The 18,659-nt window shown below is 58.3% G+C and carries 17 protein-coding genes and 3 pseudogenes; 10 read left to right on the forward strand and 10 right to left on the reverse strand.

Features of this window, described 5'->3' with window-relative positions:
• Positions 1 to 247: 247 nt before the first annotated feature.
• The gene (locus tag LPW30_RS07870; RefSeq protein ID WP_239680541.1) at positions 248 to 1,246 is read left to right on the forward strand and encodes an EDSAP-1 family PEP-CTERM protein; all 999 of its coding nucleotides are present in this window, start codon (positions 248 to 250) and stop codon (positions 1,244 to 1,246) included.
• Between the two features lie 76 nt (positions 1,247 to 1,322).
• Here LPW30_RS07870 and LPW30_RS07875 read toward each other — a convergent pair whose 3' ends face one another.
• The 4 genes and pseudogenes from LPW30_RS07875 to LPW30_RS07890 form a co-directional block, all read right to left on the reverse strand.
• Positions 1,323 to 1,931, reverse strand: a complete 609-nt coding sequence (locus LPW30_RS07875) for a hypothetical protein (RefSeq protein WP_239680542.1) — start codon at positions 1,929 to 1,931, stop codon at positions 1,323 to 1,325.
• 3 nt (positions 1,932 to 1,934) lie between these two features.
• Positions 1,935 to 3,215 carry a sulfotransferase family protein gene (locus tag LPW30_RS07880; protein ID WP_239680543.1) on the reverse strand — a complete coding sequence of 427 codons (1,281 nt, stop codon included), beginning with the start codon at positions 3,213 to 3,215 and terminating at the stop codon, positions 1,935 to 1,937.
• A 45-nt stretch (positions 3,216 to 3,260) separates the two neighbouring features.
• Positions 3,261 to 6,062: an XrtA/PEP-CTERM system TPR-repeat protein PrsT gene (gene prsT, locus LPW30_RS07885; RefSeq protein WP_239680544.1), complete on the reverse strand. Its 2,802-nt coding sequence runs from the start codon at positions 6,060 to 6,062 to the stop codon at positions 3,261 to 3,263.
• Between the two features lie 236 nt (positions 6,063 to 6,298).
• Positions 6,299 to 6,430, reverse strand: a pseudogene (locus LPW30_RS07890) (IS3 family transposase); the annotation flags it as partial.
• Positions 6,431 to 6,540: 110 nt separating this feature from the next.
• Here LPW30_RS07890 and LPW30_RS07895 point away from each other — a divergent pair.
• The 4 genes from LPW30_RS07895 to LPW30_RS07910 are packed head-to-tail and all read left to right on the forward strand — an operon-like array spanning position 6,541 to position 8,899.
• On the forward strand, positions 6,541 to 7,692 hold the full coding sequence (locus LPW30_RS07895) for a DDE-type integrase/transposase/recombinase (RefSeq protein ID WP_239680545.1): 1,152 nt from the start codon (positions 6,541 to 6,543) through the stop codon (positions 7,690 to 7,692).
• Positions 7,693 to 7,890, forward strand: a complete 198-nt coding sequence (locus LPW30_RS07900) for a hypothetical protein (protein ID WP_239680546.1) — start codon at positions 7,693 to 7,695, stop codon at positions 7,888 to 7,890. It abuts the gene before it with no gap.
• Positions 7,891 to 7,895: 5 nt separating this feature from the next.
• Positions 7,896 to 8,690 carry an ExeA family protein gene (locus LPW30_RS07905; protein ID WP_239680547.1) on the forward strand — a complete coding sequence of 265 codons (795 nt, stop codon included), beginning with the start codon at positions 7,896 to 7,898 and terminating at the stop codon, positions 8,688 to 8,690.
• Positions 8,687 to 8,899, forward strand: a complete 213-nt coding sequence (locus LPW30_RS07910; protein ID WP_239680548.1) for a hypothetical protein — start codon at positions 8,687 to 8,689, stop codon at positions 8,897 to 8,899. Before LPW30_RS07905 ends, LPW30_RS07910 begins: the two co-directional genes overlap by 4 nt.
• A 266-nt stretch (positions 8,900 to 9,165) precedes the next feature.
• On the opposite strand, the gene LPW30_RS07915 is transcribed toward LPW30_RS07910, so the two are convergent.
• The 4 genes and pseudogenes from LPW30_RS07915 to LPW30_RS07930 form a co-directional block, all read right to left on the reverse strand.
• Positions 9,166 to 9,342, reverse strand: a complete 177-nt coding sequence (locus LPW30_RS07915; RefSeq protein ID WP_239680549.1) for an RNA-dependent RNA polymerase family protein — start codon at positions 9,340 to 9,342, stop codon at positions 9,166 to 9,168.
• An 81-nt stretch (positions 9,343 to 9,423) separates the two neighbouring features.
• On the reverse strand, positions 9,424 to 9,615 hold the full coding sequence (locus LPW30_RS07920) for a hypothetical protein (RefSeq protein ID WP_239680550.1): 192 nt from the start codon (positions 9,613 to 9,615) through the stop codon (positions 9,424 to 9,426).
• A 176-nt stretch (positions 9,616 to 9,791) separates the two neighbouring features.
• A pseudogene (locus LPW30_RS16205) lies at positions 9,792 to 10,034 on the reverse strand (transposase); the annotation flags it as partial.
• A gap of 160 nt (positions 10,035 to 10,194) precedes the next feature.
• Positions 10,195 to 10,989, reverse strand: a complete 795-nt coding sequence (locus tag LPW30_RS07930; protein ID WP_239680564.1) for a GNAT family N-acyltransferase — start codon at positions 10,987 to 10,989, stop codon at positions 10,195 to 10,197.
• Between LPW30_RS07930 and LPW30_RS07935 the strand changes: the two genes are divergently transcribed.
• The 4 genes and pseudogenes from LPW30_RS07935 to LPW30_RS07950 all read left to right on the forward strand — a co-directional run bounded on the left by LPW30_RS07935 (position 10,921) and on the right by LPW30_RS07950 (position 15,529).
• Positions 10,921 to 11,100 carry a hypothetical protein gene (locus LPW30_RS07935; RefSeq protein WP_239680565.1) on the forward strand — a complete coding sequence of 60 codons (180 nt, stop codon included), beginning with the start codon at positions 10,921 to 10,923 and terminating at the stop codon, positions 11,098 to 11,100. The genes LPW30_RS07930 and LPW30_RS07935 overlap by 69 nt on opposite strands.
• A gap of 326 nt (positions 11,101 to 11,426) precedes the next feature.
• On the forward strand, positions 11,427 to 12,260 hold the full coding sequence (locus LPW30_RS07940; protein WP_239680551.1) for a PEP-CTERM/exosortase system-associated acyltransferase: 834 nt from the start codon (positions 11,427 to 11,429) through the stop codon (positions 12,258 to 12,260).
• Positions 12,261 to 12,284: 24 nt separating this feature from the next.
• Positions 12,285 to 13,157, forward strand: a pseudogene (locus LPW30_RS16125) (ThiF family adenylyltransferase); the annotation flags it as partial.
• Positions 13,158 to 14,272: 1,115 nt separating this feature from the next.
• Positions 14,273 to 15,529 carry a glycosyltransferase gene (locus tag LPW30_RS07950; RefSeq protein WP_239680553.1) on the forward strand — a complete coding sequence of 419 codons (1,257 nt, stop codon included), beginning with the start codon at positions 14,273 to 14,275 and terminating at the stop codon, positions 15,527 to 15,529.
• Between the two features lie 239 nt (positions 15,530 to 15,768).
• Here LPW30_RS07950 and LPW30_RS07955 read toward each other — a convergent pair whose 3' ends face one another.
• Complete coding sequence (locus tag LPW30_RS07955; RefSeq protein ID WP_239680554.1) at positions 15,769 to 16,722, reverse strand: transposase; 954 nt, start codon at positions 16,720 to 16,722, stop codon at positions 15,769 to 15,771.
• A gap of 127 nt (positions 16,723 to 16,849) precedes the next feature.
• Between LPW30_RS07955 and LPW30_RS07960 the strand changes: the two genes are divergently transcribed.
• Positions 16,850 to 17,149, forward strand: coding sequence for an Rpn family recombination-promoting nuclease/putative transposase (locus LPW30_RS07960; protein WP_239680555.1), 300 nt, complete (start codon positions 16,850 to 16,852; stop codon positions 17,147 to 17,149).
• Positions 17,150 to 17,464: 315 nt separating this feature from the next.
• On the opposite strand, the gene LPW30_RS07965 is transcribed toward LPW30_RS07960, so the two are convergent.
• Positions 17,465 to 18,418, reverse strand: coding sequence for a transposase (locus LPW30_RS07965; RefSeq protein WP_239680556.1), 954 nt, complete (start codon positions 18,416 to 18,418; stop codon positions 17,465 to 17,467).
• Positions 18,419 to 18,659: the final 241 nt, after the last annotated feature.

The following is an 18,659-nucleotide window of genomic DNA, read 5'->3' on the forward strand; positions in this document are numbered from 1 at the left end:
GTGCCGCTTTTACCCTCCATGAACGGACTCAACACGTCGCCCGTCTTTACAGTCCAAATCCCGGCAAAGCAACCCTTACCGCCTATGGATCTCTATATGCTTGTTTTAAAGGCGCTTTTTAATTCTGGCCCTCATCTTGCCTTATAATATCTACACAGCCTTGGCGAGCTTGGGAGGGGGATCATCCATACCCAAATAGACCAGAGCGTGAAATCTCATCAACAGTCGAGGGGATAAATTTATGGAAATGCGTAGGAAGATTTTAGCGGGAGCCGTTGCGGCCACCCTCACTCTGAGCGTCTCGGCTCCAGCCGCCGCAGCCGTGTACGCGGGGTCGTCGCTCGAATTCAGTAATCTATTGATCGACTTCTTCGACCAAGACACCGGCCAGCAGATCACCGACCTGAATCCCGGCTACACTTTTAATGTTGAAAATTCGGCGACGTTAAACGGAGAGACCCAGGCCTGGGCTCGTAGTTGTAGCAGCATCGCTGGCAACTGCAGCACCACATCGCCAGTGCTTGGCGCGCCTGCAGCTAATGCTCCGGGTAGTGCAGTGACTCGCGCGAACAACAATTACAGCCTCTTCGGCCCTGGTACCGGAGATTACGCCAACTCAAACGTCGAAATCACCACTGCCCAGCTGATAGACCCGACCGGCCCCACCAGCTCACGGCAAGTGGCTGAATCGTTCGTGGACGGAAATGGTGCAGCACAGTCTTCCACCAACATTCAGTCGAATTCCACCTTCACCATGGACTTCACGCTTGTGGGGCAGGGTCCAGCCCGCCTTGAACTCAACTTCGACGCACTGCCACAACTCAGAGCATTGGTGGACTCAGATGGTCAAGGCTTTGCCCAGACTTCCGTTGAATTCAGTTTCAACCTGCGCCGGACCGATGGAGGATCTGAGTTCCTGACTTGGAGCCCTGATGGCAGTGGCGGAAATAATGCTATTTGCGCTGGAGGACTTAGCTGTGACAACGTGCTAAACGATCTCGATCTGAATTTAACCTTGGGACAGGGTCCCGGTGATGGAGAGGCGCTTCATAATTTCGGTGGCCCCGCCAGTGCCTTCCGATTACATGCCAGCGGACTTAATGCGGGCAGCTATTCCTTGACTCTCGCGGGCGTAACACTGACAAACGCAACTGAGGTCCCTGCTCCCGGAACCCTTTTGCTCATGGGCGGAGGCCTCCTTGGCTTGGGTCTTGCGGGCATTAGACGTAGAGGTACGAAGTGGTAAGCCCCTGAGCTCGCAACAAGCGCGCAACCAGATGGCTAGGGTAATTCAGAGCCGGACATATGGTCCGGCTCGCTCTTTAAGCACATGTCACTAGATTTTGAATATCCCTCCTTAATCTCACGACCGTGAACCCGACCAACGCGAAGTGGACGACAAAGTAAACGAATAGAAGATGATGCACGAGCCCAGTGTTATTTAATATAAGACCCGCCGCATAGAGCGCAGGAAGCATAAACAATACCGACGTGTTACCACGAAAAAATAGACCGTACGGAAAGACACCAAAGTTTCTAGAGAGCTCTGACCAAATCAAGCGCCCACTATAAAAGAAGGGCAACAGCACAATAACCCAAGCTAAATCCAGCCAAACCTGGGACACCTCCTTGAAGAGCGATTCTCCACCAAACCCTAGATAAACGATCGGCACCGCATGCGCGATCAGGTGCAGGCCTAGATATCGGGCTTTCACAGAGGTCGATCTAATCTCAAGCACCTGCAGAAGCCGGTATGCATGAATAAGAAACAGGACCGTAATCGCAATCCACCAAGCACACGAAACGCCCCAAACCATCCCATATTCGTCCGCACGAACAAACAATAAAATAACCAAAGGAATGGAACACGCCAAACCCCACCATAGCCAGCCGACCTTATCAAGGGGAGTTGTTACTCCTGAATCGTTCATCTTTCACGTCCTGGCTGATACAACATCAAAACGTTCAATATATTGATTGAATCGCTCTCGAATCTGACAAGCGGACAACCCGTACTCCCCCGCAGCATAACGATGACTCCTTGATTTTTTTCGATCCCTCCTAACGAAGTCAGTCATCGCCGCCTTAGATGAACCAGACCATTCCAGACCAAAGTAATCATAGATACCTCCAATGGTGTTGAGCGGGTCATTTATCAGAGCATCGTACGAAACATCCAGGAATCGTCGAGCATCAAGCCTCGCGCGAGCGCTCATATACCGATCCATATCGTTGCCAAGTCGCTCTAACACCTGAGCTCCAAGTCTTTCTGGGTCCACCTCAGCGGAATGTATCCCACGAAACACTGAATTCAAACTCGCCCACGAGACCACAGATTGAACAGGGTCACGGTGCAGGTGCACCAAGCAGGCATCTGGATATACTTTAAGGATCGCTTCAACACCTGCAATATGATCTGGAGATTTCAGGACCCAACGATCCCTCTTCAGCTGCCACTGCAGTGTTTGAATAATCTTTTTGTGGTGCTCATACACTTCCAAGTGATCAGCCGTATCTAGCCAAGTGGAATACGAAGGCGCGTCGAAGAAGCCTGCAAAGGCTTGCGTTGAAAACCCCTGCATAAGTAACGGAGTGCATTCCTCTGGACCATCAAGATTGAACTCGTGAATATCTTTCAACCGGGGGGCGATTTGATTCTGGAACCACATCAAGTAACGCCCCGCCTGTCTCCTGCGGTCTCCATGGAAAAATGCACGCTCTCTGGGAACTTGCGAAACCGTCGTTTCCCAATTCCGTAAAAACCGGTGAGCGGGTTCTTGTGCTAGCAAGTTAAACAAAAATGAAGTGCCTGAGCGGGGCAACCCTAAAATAACAATAGGCCGCGCGACCTTCTCCTGAGTCAAGATACCCGGCTCTCGAATCCAAAGGCTCTCGAGTTCCGCCCGCTGCTGCAACAGCCCTTTTAACATCGCGGTCACATAGTACCGGCCGAACGGATGAAGCTTGGAAGATTCGTTAATTGAGCGGACCAGCTGAGTTAGGCCGCGGCCATAGCCTGATTCCTTAAACTCATCCCCGCGATCGATCCCAATTGACCCATCACCCAGCACCTCGTTTAGCGCTATCCCCCTGTACACGCCATCAGCACGAGAGTTCCGCAGATGCGCGACAATGTTCCATGCTCTGACAAAACCGCATTGATAGGAGAGGACATCGACGCTCCGCTCCCAATTCAAAGGAACCTTTTCAACCATCAATTCGCTCCTATTAACTTCAACACCCAGTACAAGCCGGCCATTTCAATCGAGCAGCTCGTCGCGAAGCTCGCTTGCCCGAGCCGCCTCAGGCGTATTGGGCATCTGACTTATCACTCTATCCAGAATATCCCTAGCCTCACTATACTGACCAGCCTTGGAGAGAACTTCTACCAATTGAAAGTGGATATCCACGTCTGGAGACCTGCGTGCAGCTTCACGGGACAACTCCAGCGCCTCTTCTATTTTCCCTCGCTTGACTTTGATCGCGCTGAGTGTGCTTAGCACGTACGCATCGTTTGGAGCGAGATCATGCGCGCGTTGAGCGTAGGAATAAGCTAACTCTGTATCCGTCCCACGACTAAGCCAAGCAATATTATTCAACGCGGCCAAGTGATTTGGATTAAGGGAGAGCACATTTTCGTACGCTGACAATGCCGCTTCTTGGTCATCAAGAGACAGGTACGCGCCGGCAAGGTGCAACCAAACTTGAATATCATCTGGATTTTTTTCGGTCCACTCATGCATCAGACGGAGAGATTCATCTTGTTTACCGTGAGCCCACAGAGCACGAACAAGCAAGATTGCCCGCGCGGAATTAGGGTCACGCTCCAAGAGGGCACGATAAGCACGCTCCGCCTCAGCGTAGTTTGCATTACCGAAGGCAAACCATCCCTGCACATCCAGAACCTCGGAATGATCCCTGAACTGCTCAACTAGCACTTCAAGCTTCTGGTGCGCAAGATCAGCCTCCCCCACTCTTACGAGCAATTTAATCTGGCTGGAGCGCGCCATCACATGCTCAGGGTTTATCGCAAGGGCCTGCTCAATTTTTTGCAGGGCCGCCTGATTCTCGCCAACACGAGCCATACTGTCCGCCAAAAGAACGTATGCTTCCGTAGCCTTACTTTCTAACTCTATCCATTTCCTGAAGGCCTCCTCCGCAGCTTCCGGCCTCCCAGCGAGCATCTGAGCACGCCCTATCGGTTCCAACAAACCTGGCTGCCTGGCAATCTCGTTCGAAGTCAGCCGTTCAGCCCATGCCGAAACATCATCTAGTCTGCGATCTCGGAGGTACTCTACCAAGAGCCGTTTCATCACTGTCAACGAAGAAGGGTTCTCAGACACATTCTTCTGCAATGTTTCCAGCATCGCGCCACGACCGTGCACTTGGCCACGTAAATCCGCTAGAAGCAAGACGACATCCTCATCGTGAGGCCGGCCCGCAACCACTTCTTCGAGAAGCTCGAGAGCTCCCCTCGAATCACCAACCGCAATTTCCACCTTTGCCAGGTTCAGCAAGGCCGTCAAATCGGACGGCCTTAACGCAATAACTTCTTCCAGGAAACTTTTCGCGGTATGCCAGTCACCGGCTGCTAGATATGAAGCCGCTAGGATGTTCACTGGTTGAGGGTCGCGTGGAGACTCCTGCCTGAGCTCCTCAGCAATACCGCGTGCATCCAAGAAACGTCCATCGCGAAGCGCCTCAAGCGCGTGAAGCAATTTCTGCTGGTAAGAGGTCCTCACCCCTTCAGTGAAGGTATCAGGCTCACCCAGTGAGTCGCCAGCCATTAGTTTCGCCAGTGCAAGAAAGTTCTGTACCGCCGGGTTATCTCTGTCCAAATCGGCTAGCTTCTGAGCAGTCTTTACACCTGAGTCGACCTTACCCTCCAGCAAATAGGACACACTAAGCGCTCCAAGTAGCGCTCTGCTATTGGGATGAGCATCCACCAACTTTTCTAGCAGCTCCAAGGCTTCCGATACGTGGCTCCCAGTGATGCGGGAGGCCCCAAAGAGGGTTCCGACCGCATCGGAATCCGGAAAATTAGAATAAAGCCAGTCCGCGTGCTGCCTCGCGCGCTCGAACTGACCTAGTGCTAACCTAGTAGTCGCCAAGTAAACTCGATTCGCCACAAAATCCGGCGCAGACTGAAAAGTTGTTTCGAACAGATCGGCAGCTTGCGCATAACTCTCTTCGCTAAAACTCAACACTCCCATTGCATATGAGACGTAGGGATGCCCCCCGAGACGAATTTCACGCATCGCATGAAGATCGTCGCGTGCCGCAGCATAGTCCCCAAGCCGAATCTTCAAAAGTGCTCGTTTTACACGATCCAGGGTGACATATTCCTCATGCTCGATAGCCCGATCATAAGAAGCGATAGCCTCTTTCCACTTTTCCAAACCTTGAAGCAAATCCCCCCTAAGGCTCCAAGCTCGCCATGCGGTTTCATCAACATCAAGGGCCTTGGCTAAACGAGCTAAAGCCGCGTCCGCACCGACCCCCTTAGACAGCGAAACATAGGCCAAGCCCACATGAGCATTTGGCGAGTCGCGATCAGTTTCAAGCACTGCCTCGAACGCCTCCGCTGCAGCATTGGGGTTTCCAATACCTAGCAAGGCGAACCCCCTGATCACCTCTACCTCCACAAACTGATCATCAGGTAGTTCTTCGATGTAAGATATCTCATCCAAGACCTTTCCGAACCGCTCCTGGCGCATCCACACTTGTAAAAGCGGAACGCGAATTTCATCAGGGTCAAACTCAAGATTTCTGGCTCTAATCAACTCAGACTCGGCGCCCCTCAAATCTCCAAGACCCAAGAACGTCAGACCCAGCAAATATCGCGCCTTAGCATTAGAAGGATCCTGCAAAAGCGCGTTACGATACTCAATAGAGGCTGCCAAAATATCGCCCCTGTTCTCGTGCTTTAGCCCTCGATCAACGTACTCTTCGGCAGAGTAAGCACCCTGACCACAACCACTTAGTGCCACCGTAGAAAGAATCGTCATCATCAACAAAACACCTGGCAAAACGCCAACTTTTGCCCAAAGAGGTCTGAACATAACAAGGCACCTGTATATAAATACAAAAGGGCCGCACCCAAAAGGGTTGCGGTAATTAGTTCAGGCTGGACTTTTTAGAGCACACGCCGAACAAGCCAAGGTAATCACGGCAATGACCTAGAGTCGTTCCAGAATTCTTACACTGTCCAAACATGGTATGCAAGGTGAGCAGAGACTGCGGTAGCGAGATTTTCTGGCCGCTTTACCGCGTAGCGGCCCCGGCACGAGTGTTCTGGTCAAGTCGCAGCGGACACGTAATAAGCAGCAAGCGCTAGAAAATGTTGCTGTGGGGTGATGTACCTCAGGGACGAGTGGAGCCGGTCGCTGTTGTACTCCATCTCGATGTACTGAACGATGTCCTGCCGGGCGGGACAGGGGTTCAGCCATGTTCTCACGACTCCACACAGTCTGCCCCTTGGGCTGGGCGGGGCGCTGGGTTTTGCTGGGTGCTCCCTGTCCGGCCCCAAGAGGCCTGCCCATGAAACTCAGCAAACCCATCCATCCCATGGCCCTGTTCCGTCTGAGCGTGCTTGGACCTCTGGCGGCCTGTCCATCATTGAACCGGGGTGAGCTCAAGCAACACCTGCAAACTCTGGCCACCCGGGAGTACGTGGATCCCACCACCGGGCGGCCGGTGCGTCTGGCGGAGAAAACCATCGAGCGCTGGTATTACGCCTACAAGCGCGGTGATATCGATGCCCTGGCACCGCGCCCCCGCTCGGACCAAGGCGCCTCAAAGATCGACCCGGCGCTGCAACAGGCCGTGCTGCAGGCCAAGCAGGACAACCCACAGCGTTCCCTCAACGCCCTGATCCGGCTGCTGGAAAAGGAGGGTCGGGTGGCCCGGGGTACCCTGTCCCGTTCCAGCGTCCACCGTCTGCTGCGGCGCCATGGGCTCTCCCGCATCGCAGGATCCCCCAGTCAACCCCGGGAACGGCGACCCTTCGAGGCCCATCACGCCGGGGATCTGTGGCAAGGGGATGTCATGCATGGCCCGAAGATCCCGGTGAAGGGGCGGCTGCGTAAGGTCTATCTGGTCTCGCTCATGGATGATGCCTCGCGACTTATCACCCACAGCGCCTTCTGTACCGATGAGGGAGCCCTGGCCATCCAGGGGGTCCTCAAGCAGGCCCTGCTCAAGCGCGGCCTGCCGTCACGGCTGATGCTGGATCAGGGGGCGGCCTACCGCAGCGCCCACTTGCAGGCCATCTGCGCGCGGCTGAAGATCCAGATCGCCTACTGTATGCCTTACCAGCCTGAAGGGAAGGGTAAGATCGAGCGCTGGCACCGCCGAGTACGGGAACACTTCCTCGGCGAGCTGGATCTGCAGCGGATCCAGGGGCTGGAGGATCTCAACGCGCGTCTGTGGGCCTGGCTGGACCAAGACTACCATGTCACGCCCCATGCCGGCCTCAATGGTCTCACCCCGCTGGCCCGGTATCAACAGGACCTGGTCAACATCCGCCCCCTGGGGCCCTTGGCCACCGAACTCGACGCCCTGTTCCATCACTATCACACCCGCAAGGTGCGCAAGGATGGCACGGTGTCCCTGCACGGGCAGTGCCTGGAGGTGCCCTTCGAACTCGTTGGCCAGAGCGTCATCCTGGTCGAGGATCCCCATCAACGCTAGGTGGTGTCCGACCAGGAGCAGCCCGTGGGCAAGGCCACGCCCCTGGATGCCCGCGCCAACCTCAAACGTCGACGTCAGCAGCCCATCATCCCCGGTCCGTCCCCCATGGCCCAAACCGGACCCAACGCCATCGAGCTGGCCCTGCAACGCCAGCAGGTCGACTGGGCGCTTGAGACCGACTCGGACGCGGAGGCCTGAACCCCATGTACCGTGAACACTTCGGTCTCACCCAGGATCCCCTGGGCAAGCAAAGCCGCGCGCTGTTCGATACCGAGCCGCTGCGCTTACTCAAACAACGCTTCGACTGGTTGCTCGAACACCCCGGCGTGGGCCTGCTCACCGGCCCCCCGGGGGTCGGCAAGACCGCCGCCTTACGCCAACTGACGCACCCCCTCAACCCGCATCGCTACGAGGTCATCTACCTGGCCGAGACCGACTTCGGGCGCCTGGACCTGTATCGGTCCCTGGCTCTGGCACTGGGCCTGGAACCCCCGCATCGCCGCGCCGCCCTGTGGCGGGAAATCAAGGCCCGACTGCGGGACATGGCCGAGCAAAAACACCTGCTGCCCCTATGGATCATCGACGAAGCCCAGAACCTGCCCAACGAGTTCTTCCGCGACCTGCCGGCCTTCATCAACTTCGTCTTCGACTCCCAGGATCTGATGACCCTGTGGCTGGTGGGACACCCCAACCTCGCCCAGACTCTGCAACGTGCTCCCTATGAGGCCTTGGCCAGCCGACTGCAGTGTCACATCCAACTGCCACCCATCGACGACCCCGAGCAGTTCGCCGCCCTGGTCAGATATGGACTCCAGCAGGCCGGTGTGCAGCAGCAACTGATATCCGACTCCGGCCTGCACCTGCTGCTCATGGCCAGCCGCGGACGCCCCCGAACCACCAGCCAGATCCTGTGTACCGCCATGAAACTCGCCGTGCCCAAGGGACTGAACCACCTCCCCGACGATCTGCTTCAGGAAGCCATCGAGGCCTTGCGATGAACATCCATGACATCGAACCCCCGATCCTGCCCGCGAACCTGGATCCCGACGCGGTGCGCGCCCTGCACACCGTCTTGCTCAACCTGGTGGACCACCTGGAGTCCGTGTACTTCGCGCAGCTGCATGAGACGGATGAAACACCCCCCGACCATGCCCCGGTCAACCACCACCGGGCTTGCCCGCTACCGGGAGATGAGCCACCCTTCTGACTGACAGCCGTCCCAGGCTGCGCGCGGAGGCGTTACCTTCCGCGCTCAGTCCGGGACGGCCTCTTCGTCTCGCCGCAGAGAGGGTGGGATGGAAGACCTCTGAGAGGGCGGGACGTAACACCAGGGCGCGGCGAACCACGCCGTCACGTACCCTTTGGTCGAGAAAGGCGTTGAGATGACTACGTTCCATAGTGTCGAAGAACGACCGGATATCGAGGTCAATCACCCAGCCTCCGCCGATGCCCATCAGCCCCTGCCATAGCGCTTCAACCGCTTGGTGGGCACTGCGGGCCCGGTCGGAAGCCATTCGAGCAACCCAGAAAATCCTGCTCGTACACCGGTTCCAGCACCATGAGCACCGCCCGCTGAAGTACTTTGTCCTCCAGAGTGGGGATGCCGATGGGCCGGGTCTTGTCCTTCGTTCCCGCCTTGGGAATATGCACGCGCCGCACTGGTGGCGCACGGTAGCGGCCGCTCTTGAACCGTTCGAGCAGATCGCTCAGGTGCTCATGCAGTCTCTGTTCCTACGCCTCGGCGGTCACGCCGTCCACACCCACCGCGCCATCCTTGCGCGTGCGACGATAAGCTTCTTCCAGCCACCGCAGATCAATGTGGTGTGCCAGTGTCAGCAGTGCCCTCTCCGGTGCCTTTCTCGCCAATTCCGCGATCGCCTGTTGTCGCGTTGAGATGGTCTCGCGATCCAATGCTCGCGTCACCTATCCCTCCAGACGTGTATTTAGACCGATCGGCCGCTTCCCTCGGATGGGTCCTCTCGGGTGAGTTCCCCACCGTCATCAGTACTATCAGCCGACTCCGATTGCTGACCCGCCGTCCCACCGCGCTTCGTTGCCTTCGCTTGGTGGTAGTTTGCGTTGTGCGGTCTTCGCGCCCACCCGGCCGGTGAATCGATGACCCACTGGCGGAGGACATCACGCGCCGCATCCGCATCCCAGCGGGCACGATCCAAAAGGTACTGCACCCCATCCGGGGATTTATCTCCGAGCCATTCGGCCAAGTGCCAGCCATTCTTTCGTTCGCATTGACTGAGCAGGCCCTGAACATAACATAGTGCGCGATCACGCGTTTCCGAGCGGGGGAAAAGCGGACCTAAACGTTTCGCCAGACTATCGAACAATCCTGAGACAGAAAGATCCTATGCTTGCATTCTTCACCTTGTGATCGCTGGGAAATCAATCACATACAGTGTAACTTATTCACTTACGGCTGTAGTACTAGGCTACACCAGACTCGCCAGCATGAGCTTTGCCTATGCATTGCGGGACAAAATCGAATGATCATGGTCGGCAAAAATGCCTAGTGTGCGACACTTGTGGGTACAGGACAGGTCTAGCCGATCCGCCCAAAGCGTTAATGGTACCCAGTTCAGCACGATACGGAAACCGCACCCCGCGATGCTCACACGCCTGACCCGCGCGCTCAACGGGAAACCGTAAACGGTGTAATAAGCGCGCCAGGGAGGGCCGGACGAGAAAATACAACGCCTCGCCTCCTCGCTGACTGGCAGCGGTGACTGCCGCCCGAAAGAGTGTCGCAATCACGGCATTGCCATCAACCCTGATAGGGGCACTCGAGTCGATCTGGCTATGGATCTGGCGTTGCTCCGAGTAGTGACGGAATCGCTGACCTTGCGGAGCCCGCCGAGCCCGGACATCCATGCACTCGCCACTATCGATGCCTGCCGACCAGGAATAATGGGGGCGCATTGTCATGCCTCGAATTGCACCCGCGTTGCTCAACAACGAACGAAAACCCTCGTCACAGACATCCGATGACTTCTTGTTGCCTGGCCTCGAGTCAGCGCCAGGACGAGGGGCGCTGCTGCGTCGGTAGGCTGAAGGAATGCAGACCCGGGAGATCTCCCAGGCCCGTTCAGTCTTGAACTGGTCGCCATCTGCGCCCACCAGATCGTACAACGGCAGCCGTCCCCCAACGGAGGGAACCAGCCGCATGGCACCAACCCACTGCCCCGAAGGGCCATGACGCACCAGGAAAGGGATCGCATGGGCATCCCACTCGTCGCGCTCCAACCCATCCGGATGGGCATGCGGATCTTCGTACCCAGTCTCCAGGCAGTAGACCTGGTAGCGGATTTGATGATGGATACGACGCGTTTCCCTAGTGTCGGCCACGACAACTTCGTAGTCATTCTCGATCATTTTGGTCAACTTAGCGTGGTTTGAAGGCCAGTCGAGTCTAATCACTCGATAGCACCGATCGCTGAACGCAGGTCACATTATGGGAATTGCACCCATGCAATTGCGCTGTTCCGTGACGTATTTCCTTACTTTTCTCAGCAGATCACCATGGGCGACGGTAAGCGTCGACAAACCGACCCACTTGACACAGATCGCGAACAAATCTCTAACCGGCCCCATTCGGATGGAAAGGGGCTGTGGGGAGACGCATCAGCAGTGCGGGGTATATACTCATGCAAGCCGCGCGAGGGCTGACGATGGGGGAGGAATCGCACCCCTGCTCCCTGCATGCCTAACCAAGAAACCGCCACATGCTTGCCATCGACCATTTCTTCAAGTACTTCAAGCTGGACTTTGCCCGCACCCCGGACCAGCTCCGGGCGGTGCAAAGGGCACGGTACGACGTTTACGTACGCGAATTCGGCTTCGAGAACCCCGCCGACTGTCCCGATGGGCTGGAGCGTGACAGCTTCGACCCCCAGTCGCTGCATTGCATGGCGGTATACCTTGGGGACAACAGGGCAAAGCAACACGCGGATGGGGACACCGTAGCCGGGTGTGTACGGGTGGTGCTGCCCACCCTCAAGGATCCAGATGGCCTGATGCCCCTGGAAACGTACTGTCAGGAGAGTCTTGAGCCGGACAACCCGAAACACCCTCAGCGCACCGCCAGAGATTCCCTCTGCGAGATCTCCCGGCTGGCAGCACACCCCGAGTTTCGCAGGCGGCCAAGGGAAGATGAAACCCGGATCGGTGCGTTGCCGGACAAGATCGAACTGCCCTCTGAAGAGGAGATGCGCACCTACCCACTGGTGAGCATGGCCATGATATGCGCATCCCCTGCCGTCGCACTGCTGGTGGGCCGACCTAACATGTTCATCATGGTGGAGACCTGGCTCGCGCGGCTGCTCAAACGTATGGGCATCCCCCTTGAGCAGATCGGCGAGCCCACCGATTATCACGGCACCCGCACCGCCTACTACATCCGGGCGGAGGGCATTGTGGAAGGATTCAACCAGGACATGCGTCAGTTATACGATCGAGTGGAGGCCACGCTGCGGAATAACCTGGCGCGCGACGACTTGGGCGCCATGATTCGCGCCGGAGATCACCCCATGGGACGGGAGATGAAGGAAAACTCATAAGAGCGACTTGGGACTGGCAGGATGATGAGCACACAAGATTTCGATTACACGCACGCCTTTTCGCGCAATCTGGGGTGGGTGACCGAGGGCGAACAAATCCTGCTCAGGAACAAGCGCATCGCCATTGCCGGCATGGGCGGCGTCGGCGGCACGCATCTTCTCACTCTGACCAGGCTGGGTGTCGGCGCCTTCAACCTAGCGGACCTGGATACATTCGAGCAGCCTAACTTCAACCGGCAGGCTGGCGCCATGCTGAGTACGGTTGAACGCCCCAAGGCGGAGGTGCTCGCCGAAATGGCACGGGATATCAACCCCTCGCTTGACCTAACCGTATTCGGCGAGGGCATCCATGCAGACAACCTGGATGCTTTCCTGAAGGATGTGGATCTCTTCGTGGACGGCCTGGATTTCTTCGCGCCGGAGATTCGGGCCCGGGTCTTCGCCCGTTGCCACGACCTGGGCATCCCCGCCATCACAGCCGGCCCCATCGGGATGGGAACCGCCTACCTGATCTTCACGCCCGACGGCATGAGCTTCGAGGACTACTTCCGGATGTCGGGGCTGCCGGAAAAGTACCAGTACGTGAACTTTTTGGTGGGCCTGACCCCATCAGCGCCCCATCGGCGCTATCTGGTAGACCCTTCCCGCCTCAGCCTGGGCGAGCGTCGCGGCCCTTCCACCATGATGGCCTGTCAACTCTGCGCCGGGGTAACCGGCACGGAGGCCCTCAAGATACTCCTGCAGCGTGGACCTGTGTATCCGGCCCCTTACTACCATCTGTTCGACGCCTATGGGATGCGCTATCGGCGGGGGCGGCTGTTCTGGGGCAATCGGGGGCCGCTGCAATCCCTCAAATGCCGGCTGGGTTATCGCCAAGTGGATCGCATGCTGGCGGAGACGCCGCCCCCGGAAGCAGATACAACCGTGCCGTCCACGCCGATCCATCAGATTATCGACCAGGCCCGATGGGCTCCCAGCGGGGACAACACTCAGCCATGGCGGTTCGAGATCCACGACGAGAAGCATTTCACCATTCATGGACACGACACTCGCGACCATGTCATCTATGACCTGCGCGGTCACGCCAGCCAGATCGCCCTGGGCGGCCTTCTCGAAACCCTGGAGATTGCGGCCAGCGCCCAGGGCATGGCATGCGATATTCAGCGCCGCTCGGGCATGCCGGACAATCACCCCACCTTCGATGTTCGTGTCATTAAAGCCAGGGTGGAACCGGATCCACTGGCTCCCTTCATCCCTGCCCGCACTACCCAGCGACGTCCCATGAAACGTCGCCCACTGCTCGACACGCACCGCGATGCCCTCAACGCTTCGGTGGGCCCAGACTACCACGTGGTCTGGGTGGAGCAGCCGGCCCAACGACGGCGCATGGCGCGTTTGCTCTGGGACAACGCGCAGATAAGGCTCACGACCCCGGAAGCCTACCCGGTGCACAGCAGTATCATCGACTGGGATGCGCAATACAGTATGGAGCGCATCCCGGACCAGGCCCTGGGCATGGATCCGCTCGGACTCAAGATGATGCGCTGGGCATTGGGCAGTTGGCAGCGGGTGAAGTTTCTGAACAAATACCTGGGCGGAACGCTGCTGCCACGGCTACAGATGGACCTGCTTCCCGCGCTGAACTGCGCCGGGCATTTCGTGATTGTTGCCAACAAGCCTTTGAAGACGCTGGATGACTACGTGGCGGGCGGTCGGGCCATGCAGCGCTTCTGGCTCACCAGCACGAAGCTGGGCCTGCAATTCCAGCCGGAAATGACGCCACTGATCTTTGCGTCCTATGTCCGTGAGCAGGTGGATTTCAGTGATGAACAGCGCTCGATCCAGCGGGCCATTCGGCTCTCCCGGGATCTGCAAGGACTGCTGGGTGAACAGACCGTGGAGCAGGGTGTGTTCATGGGTCGGGTGGGCTATGGGCCGACACCGGCGGCGCGATCAATACGACTACCGCTTGCACGTCTGCTGAAACCTTCAGGCCAGGGGCGTTGACACGGATGCCTGCCAGCACTTCAGACACTCCCAGGCCACGTATCCTCTTTGTGGGCGAGGCCGTAACCCTCGCCCACATCGTTCGCCCCATGGTGCTTTGCCGATCATTGGCCCCCGACGACTACCAGATCTCGTTTGCCTGCGACGAGCGTTATCTGGGACTCTTTGATGCCGTCCCACAGGAGTTGCATCCGCTGGAAACGGTGAGTTCCCAGGATTTCATTGAGAATCTGGCCAAGGGCCGGCCGGTTTACGATGCGCCCACGCTGCGCCGCTACGTTGAGGCCGATCGTGAACTTCTTGACACGGTTCAGCCCGATTTGGTGGTGGGTGACTTTCGTATTTCCCTGGGGGTGAGCGCGAGACTTGCTGGGATACCTTACGCCACCATTACCAACGCGTACTGGTCCCCCTATTCCCGATTGGGATTTCCCTTGCCGGAGCACCCGCTCACACGGGTGATTGGTGTCCGGCCGGCAGAGTTATTCTTCCAGCGCTTGCAACCGATGATTTTTGCCATGCACGCACGCCCCATGAATCGCGTGCGCCGTGAATATGGCCTGCCGTCCTTGGGGCACGATCTGAGAACCGCCTACAGCGATGCCGATGTCACGCTGTACGCGGACATTCCTGAGTTCATCCCCACGGCACCTTTGCCTGAAAACCACCAGTGGCTGGGTCCCATTCTTTGGTCACCGGAGGGTGCCAAGCCCGATTGGTGGGAGCAGCTTCCGGAACATCAGCCGATTGTGTATGTCGCCCTTGGCAGTTCCGGGCAGAACCAGCAGATTCTTCCTCGCGTGCTGGAGGCCCTGACCAGGCTACCGGTCACGGTGATGGCGGCCACGGCGGGTTCTCGATTGGCTAACGTCCCCGACAATGCATACGTGGCAGACTTTCTGCCCGGCACGGAGGCAGCGGCCAAGGCATCGCTGGTCATCTGCAATGGTGGCAGCCTATCGACCCAGCAGGCGCTGGCCGCTGGTGTTCCTGTGCTGGGCATCGCGGACAACATGGACCAGCACCTGAACATGTTGTGCATGGAACGCGAGGGTGTCGGTATCAGGTTACGGGCCGGGCAGGCTACGGCAGACCGGGTGCATGAGGCCGTGTCGACCATCTTGACGGAAGGCGGTTACCGCGAAAGGGCCGCCAACTGGGCTCCGGTGGTGAATTCGCGGGATTCGGCGGCATGGTTTGCTTCCCGGGTACCGGAGTGGCTTTCCTTGGGTAAGCGGGGGATAGCAGGATCCTTGCGGTAGATTTGCCCCCGATGGAGGAAGGACGGGAAGGGACAGGCACTCTCGACCCTTTTATTCAGCTACCCGCCGACTACCGCCCCGCCAGACTGCCCTCTTCCACTTTTCCTCAAGGCCCCGGGCCCGAAAACCACCGTCAGCAGCTGACTCCCCCCAACATCTGGCTCCGGCACACGAAAAACAGGCAAGAGCCATTCTCGGCGCATCACCGCAGCACGGAGAGATCAATGGAGGAGGTGCCGTCAGGCCGCTGATCGTCGCCGCTTCGGCCGATACATAGCCTCAAACCGCGCACTCTGGGCCAGCCATTGATCCGACGTGAGTCCCAGCCGCTGCAGTATCGGGGGCTGGGTGTCGGCAATGGCGCCCTTCTTTCTCGGGTCGATGGCCCGCCCCGTGTAGTCCACCAGGGACAGATAGTCCTCGAGGGCGAACGGGATGCCGGGCTGCTCGCGGTCCGCGAATGCACCTTCAAAAGGCAGCAATGGCTTCACCGGCACATCGAACCGCAGCAAGGCGTCCAGTTTCACCTGCTCGCGCACGGCCTGGGCCAGGTCGAACCGGGGCGTAATGCGTTCCTTGATGCTGGTGTGTTCTGAAGTCTCCGGCGTGTCTGCCATCCCGGCCCGCACTGGGTTGAGATCCACGTAGGCCATGCAACTGAGCAGGGCGGCTTCGGTGCGAAGGGCCTGCGACTTGAAGCGGGCCTCCCAGAAGTGCCTCGTGCAGCCGTCCTCCTCGTTGGCCTGCCGGGCGATGGGCTCATTCAGACACTTCATGAACCAGCTCAGGCTGGCCAGCCGCTGCCGGTAGCATTGGGCGAATTCACCCACCTGGGCCAACTCATAGCTTTCCTGCTTGTCTCCCGCCAGATACCGCTGGACCAGCAGCGGCCCCTTGAACAGACAAGTCCAGCGCCGCAGCACGTCGTCATCGCACCAGGACTCGGCTTGGGCTGGGTCCAGCTTGACCACAAGATGATAGTGATTGGACATGACTGCATAGGCAGCGATGTCCACGGCAAACAGGGAGGCCAGAAGCCGTATACGATCTTCGATCCACTGACGCCGGTGTTCAAAACTTTTGCCAGTGACATGATCCTGCCCGCAGAGGAAGGTGCGCCGCACACAGCGCGAGAAGATGTGGTAATAGGGTGTATCGGCGAGCGAAATCTGTTGGCAGCGGGGGCGCGGCATGGTTCCCTCCAGAGGTGTCCAGCCAGATCCGTGGCTGGTGTGTGGACAGCTTACCGTAGGGGAATAGACCGGCCAAGTTGGGAGCGAATATGGCACACTGTGGCTCGATCTCCTGCCAGGACGCCGCATGAGCAACCATCACGACACGGGCTACAAGGAACTGTTCAGTTACCCGGAACTGGTCCGCCAGCTCATTGAGGGTTTTGCGCCGCCGGAGGTGGCGGCCATGATGGACTTTGCCACTCTCACGGATCACAGCGGGAGCTACATCACCCCACTGTTTGGCGAGAAGTTCGAGGACACGAACGGGAAGGGACAGGCACTCTTGACCCTTTTACTCAGCTATCCGCCGACTACCGCCCCGCCAGACTGCCCTCTTCCACTTTTCCTCAAGGCCCCGGGCCCGAAAACCACCGTCAGCGCCTGACTCCCCCCAACATCTGGCTCCAGCACACGAACAACAGGCAAGAGTTCTTCTCGGCGCATCACCGCAGCACGGAAAGATCAATGAAGGAGGTGCAGCTCAGAGGGAGGGACAGGCACTCTTGACCCTTTTACTCAGCTATCCGCCGACTGCCGCTCCACCAAACGCCCCTCTTCCACTTTCCCTCAAGGCCCCGGGCCCGAAAACCACCGTCAGCGCCTGACTCCCCCAAACATCTGGCTCCAGCACACAAACAACAGGCATGAGCCATTCTCGGCGCATCACCGCAGCACGGAAAGATCAATGAAGGAGGTGCCGTCAGGCCGCTGATCGCCGCCGCTTCGGCCGGTACAGGGCCTCAAACTGGGTACTCTGGGCCAACCACTGATCCGGGGTGAGTCCCAGCCGCCGCAGTATAGGGGGCTGGATGTCGGCAATGGCGCCCTTCTTTCTCGGGTCGATGGCGCGCCCCGTGTAGTCCACCAGGGATAGGTAATCCTGGAAGGCGAACGGGATACCGGGCTGTTCCCGGTCCGCGAACGCACCTTCAAACGGCAGTAACGGCTTCACCGGTCCATCGAACCGCAGCAAGGCATCCAGCTTCATCTGCTCGCGCACGGCTTGGGCCAGGTCGAAACGGGGCGCGATGCGTTCCTTGATGCTGGTGTGCTCCGAAGTCTCCGGCGTGTCCGCCATCCCGGCCCGCACCGGGTTGAGATCCACGTAGGCCATGCAACTGAGCAGGGCGGCTTCGGTGCGCAGGGCCTGGGACTTGAAGCGGGCCTCCCAGAAGTGCCCCGTGCAGCCGTCCTCCTCGTTGGCCTGCCGGGCGATGGGCTCATTCAGACACTTCATGAACCAGCTCAGGCTGGCCAGCCGTTGCCGGTAGCATTGGGCGAATTCACCCACCTGGGCCAACTCATAGCTTTCCTGATTGCCTCCTGCCAGATACCGCTGGACCAGCAGCGGCCCGTTGAACAGACAAGTCCAGCGCCGCAGCACGTCGTCATCGGACCAGGAGTCGGCTTGGGCTGGGTCCAGCTTGACCACCAGATGATAGTGATTGGACATGACTGCATAGGCAGCGATGTCCACGGCAAACAGGGAGGCCAGCAGCCGTATACGATCCTCGATCCACTGCCGTCGGTGTTCAAAGCTTTTGCCGGTGACGTGATCCTGGCCGCAGAGGAAAGTGCGCCGCACACAGCGCGAGACGATGTGGTAGTAAGGCGTATCGGCGAGCGAAATCTGTTGGCAGCGGGGGCGCGGCATGGTTCCCTCCAGAGGTGTCCGGCCAGATCCGTGGCTGGTGTATGGACAGCTTACCGTAGGGGAATAGAACGGCCAAGTTGGGCGCAAATATGGCACACTCTGTGGCTTGATCTCCCGCCAGGACGCCCCATGAGCAACCATCACGACACGGGCTACAAGGAACTGTTCAGCTACCCGGAACTGGTCCGCCAGCTCATTGAGGGTTTTGCGCCGCCGGAGGTGGCGGCCATGATGGACTTTG

The sequence above is a fragment of the Ectothiorhodospira variabilis genome (assembly GCF_022227625.1).
Lineage (GTDB): Bacteria > Pseudomonadota > Gammaproteobacteria > Ectothiorhodospirales > Ectothiorhodospiraceae > Ectothiorhodospira > Ectothiorhodospira haloalkaliphila.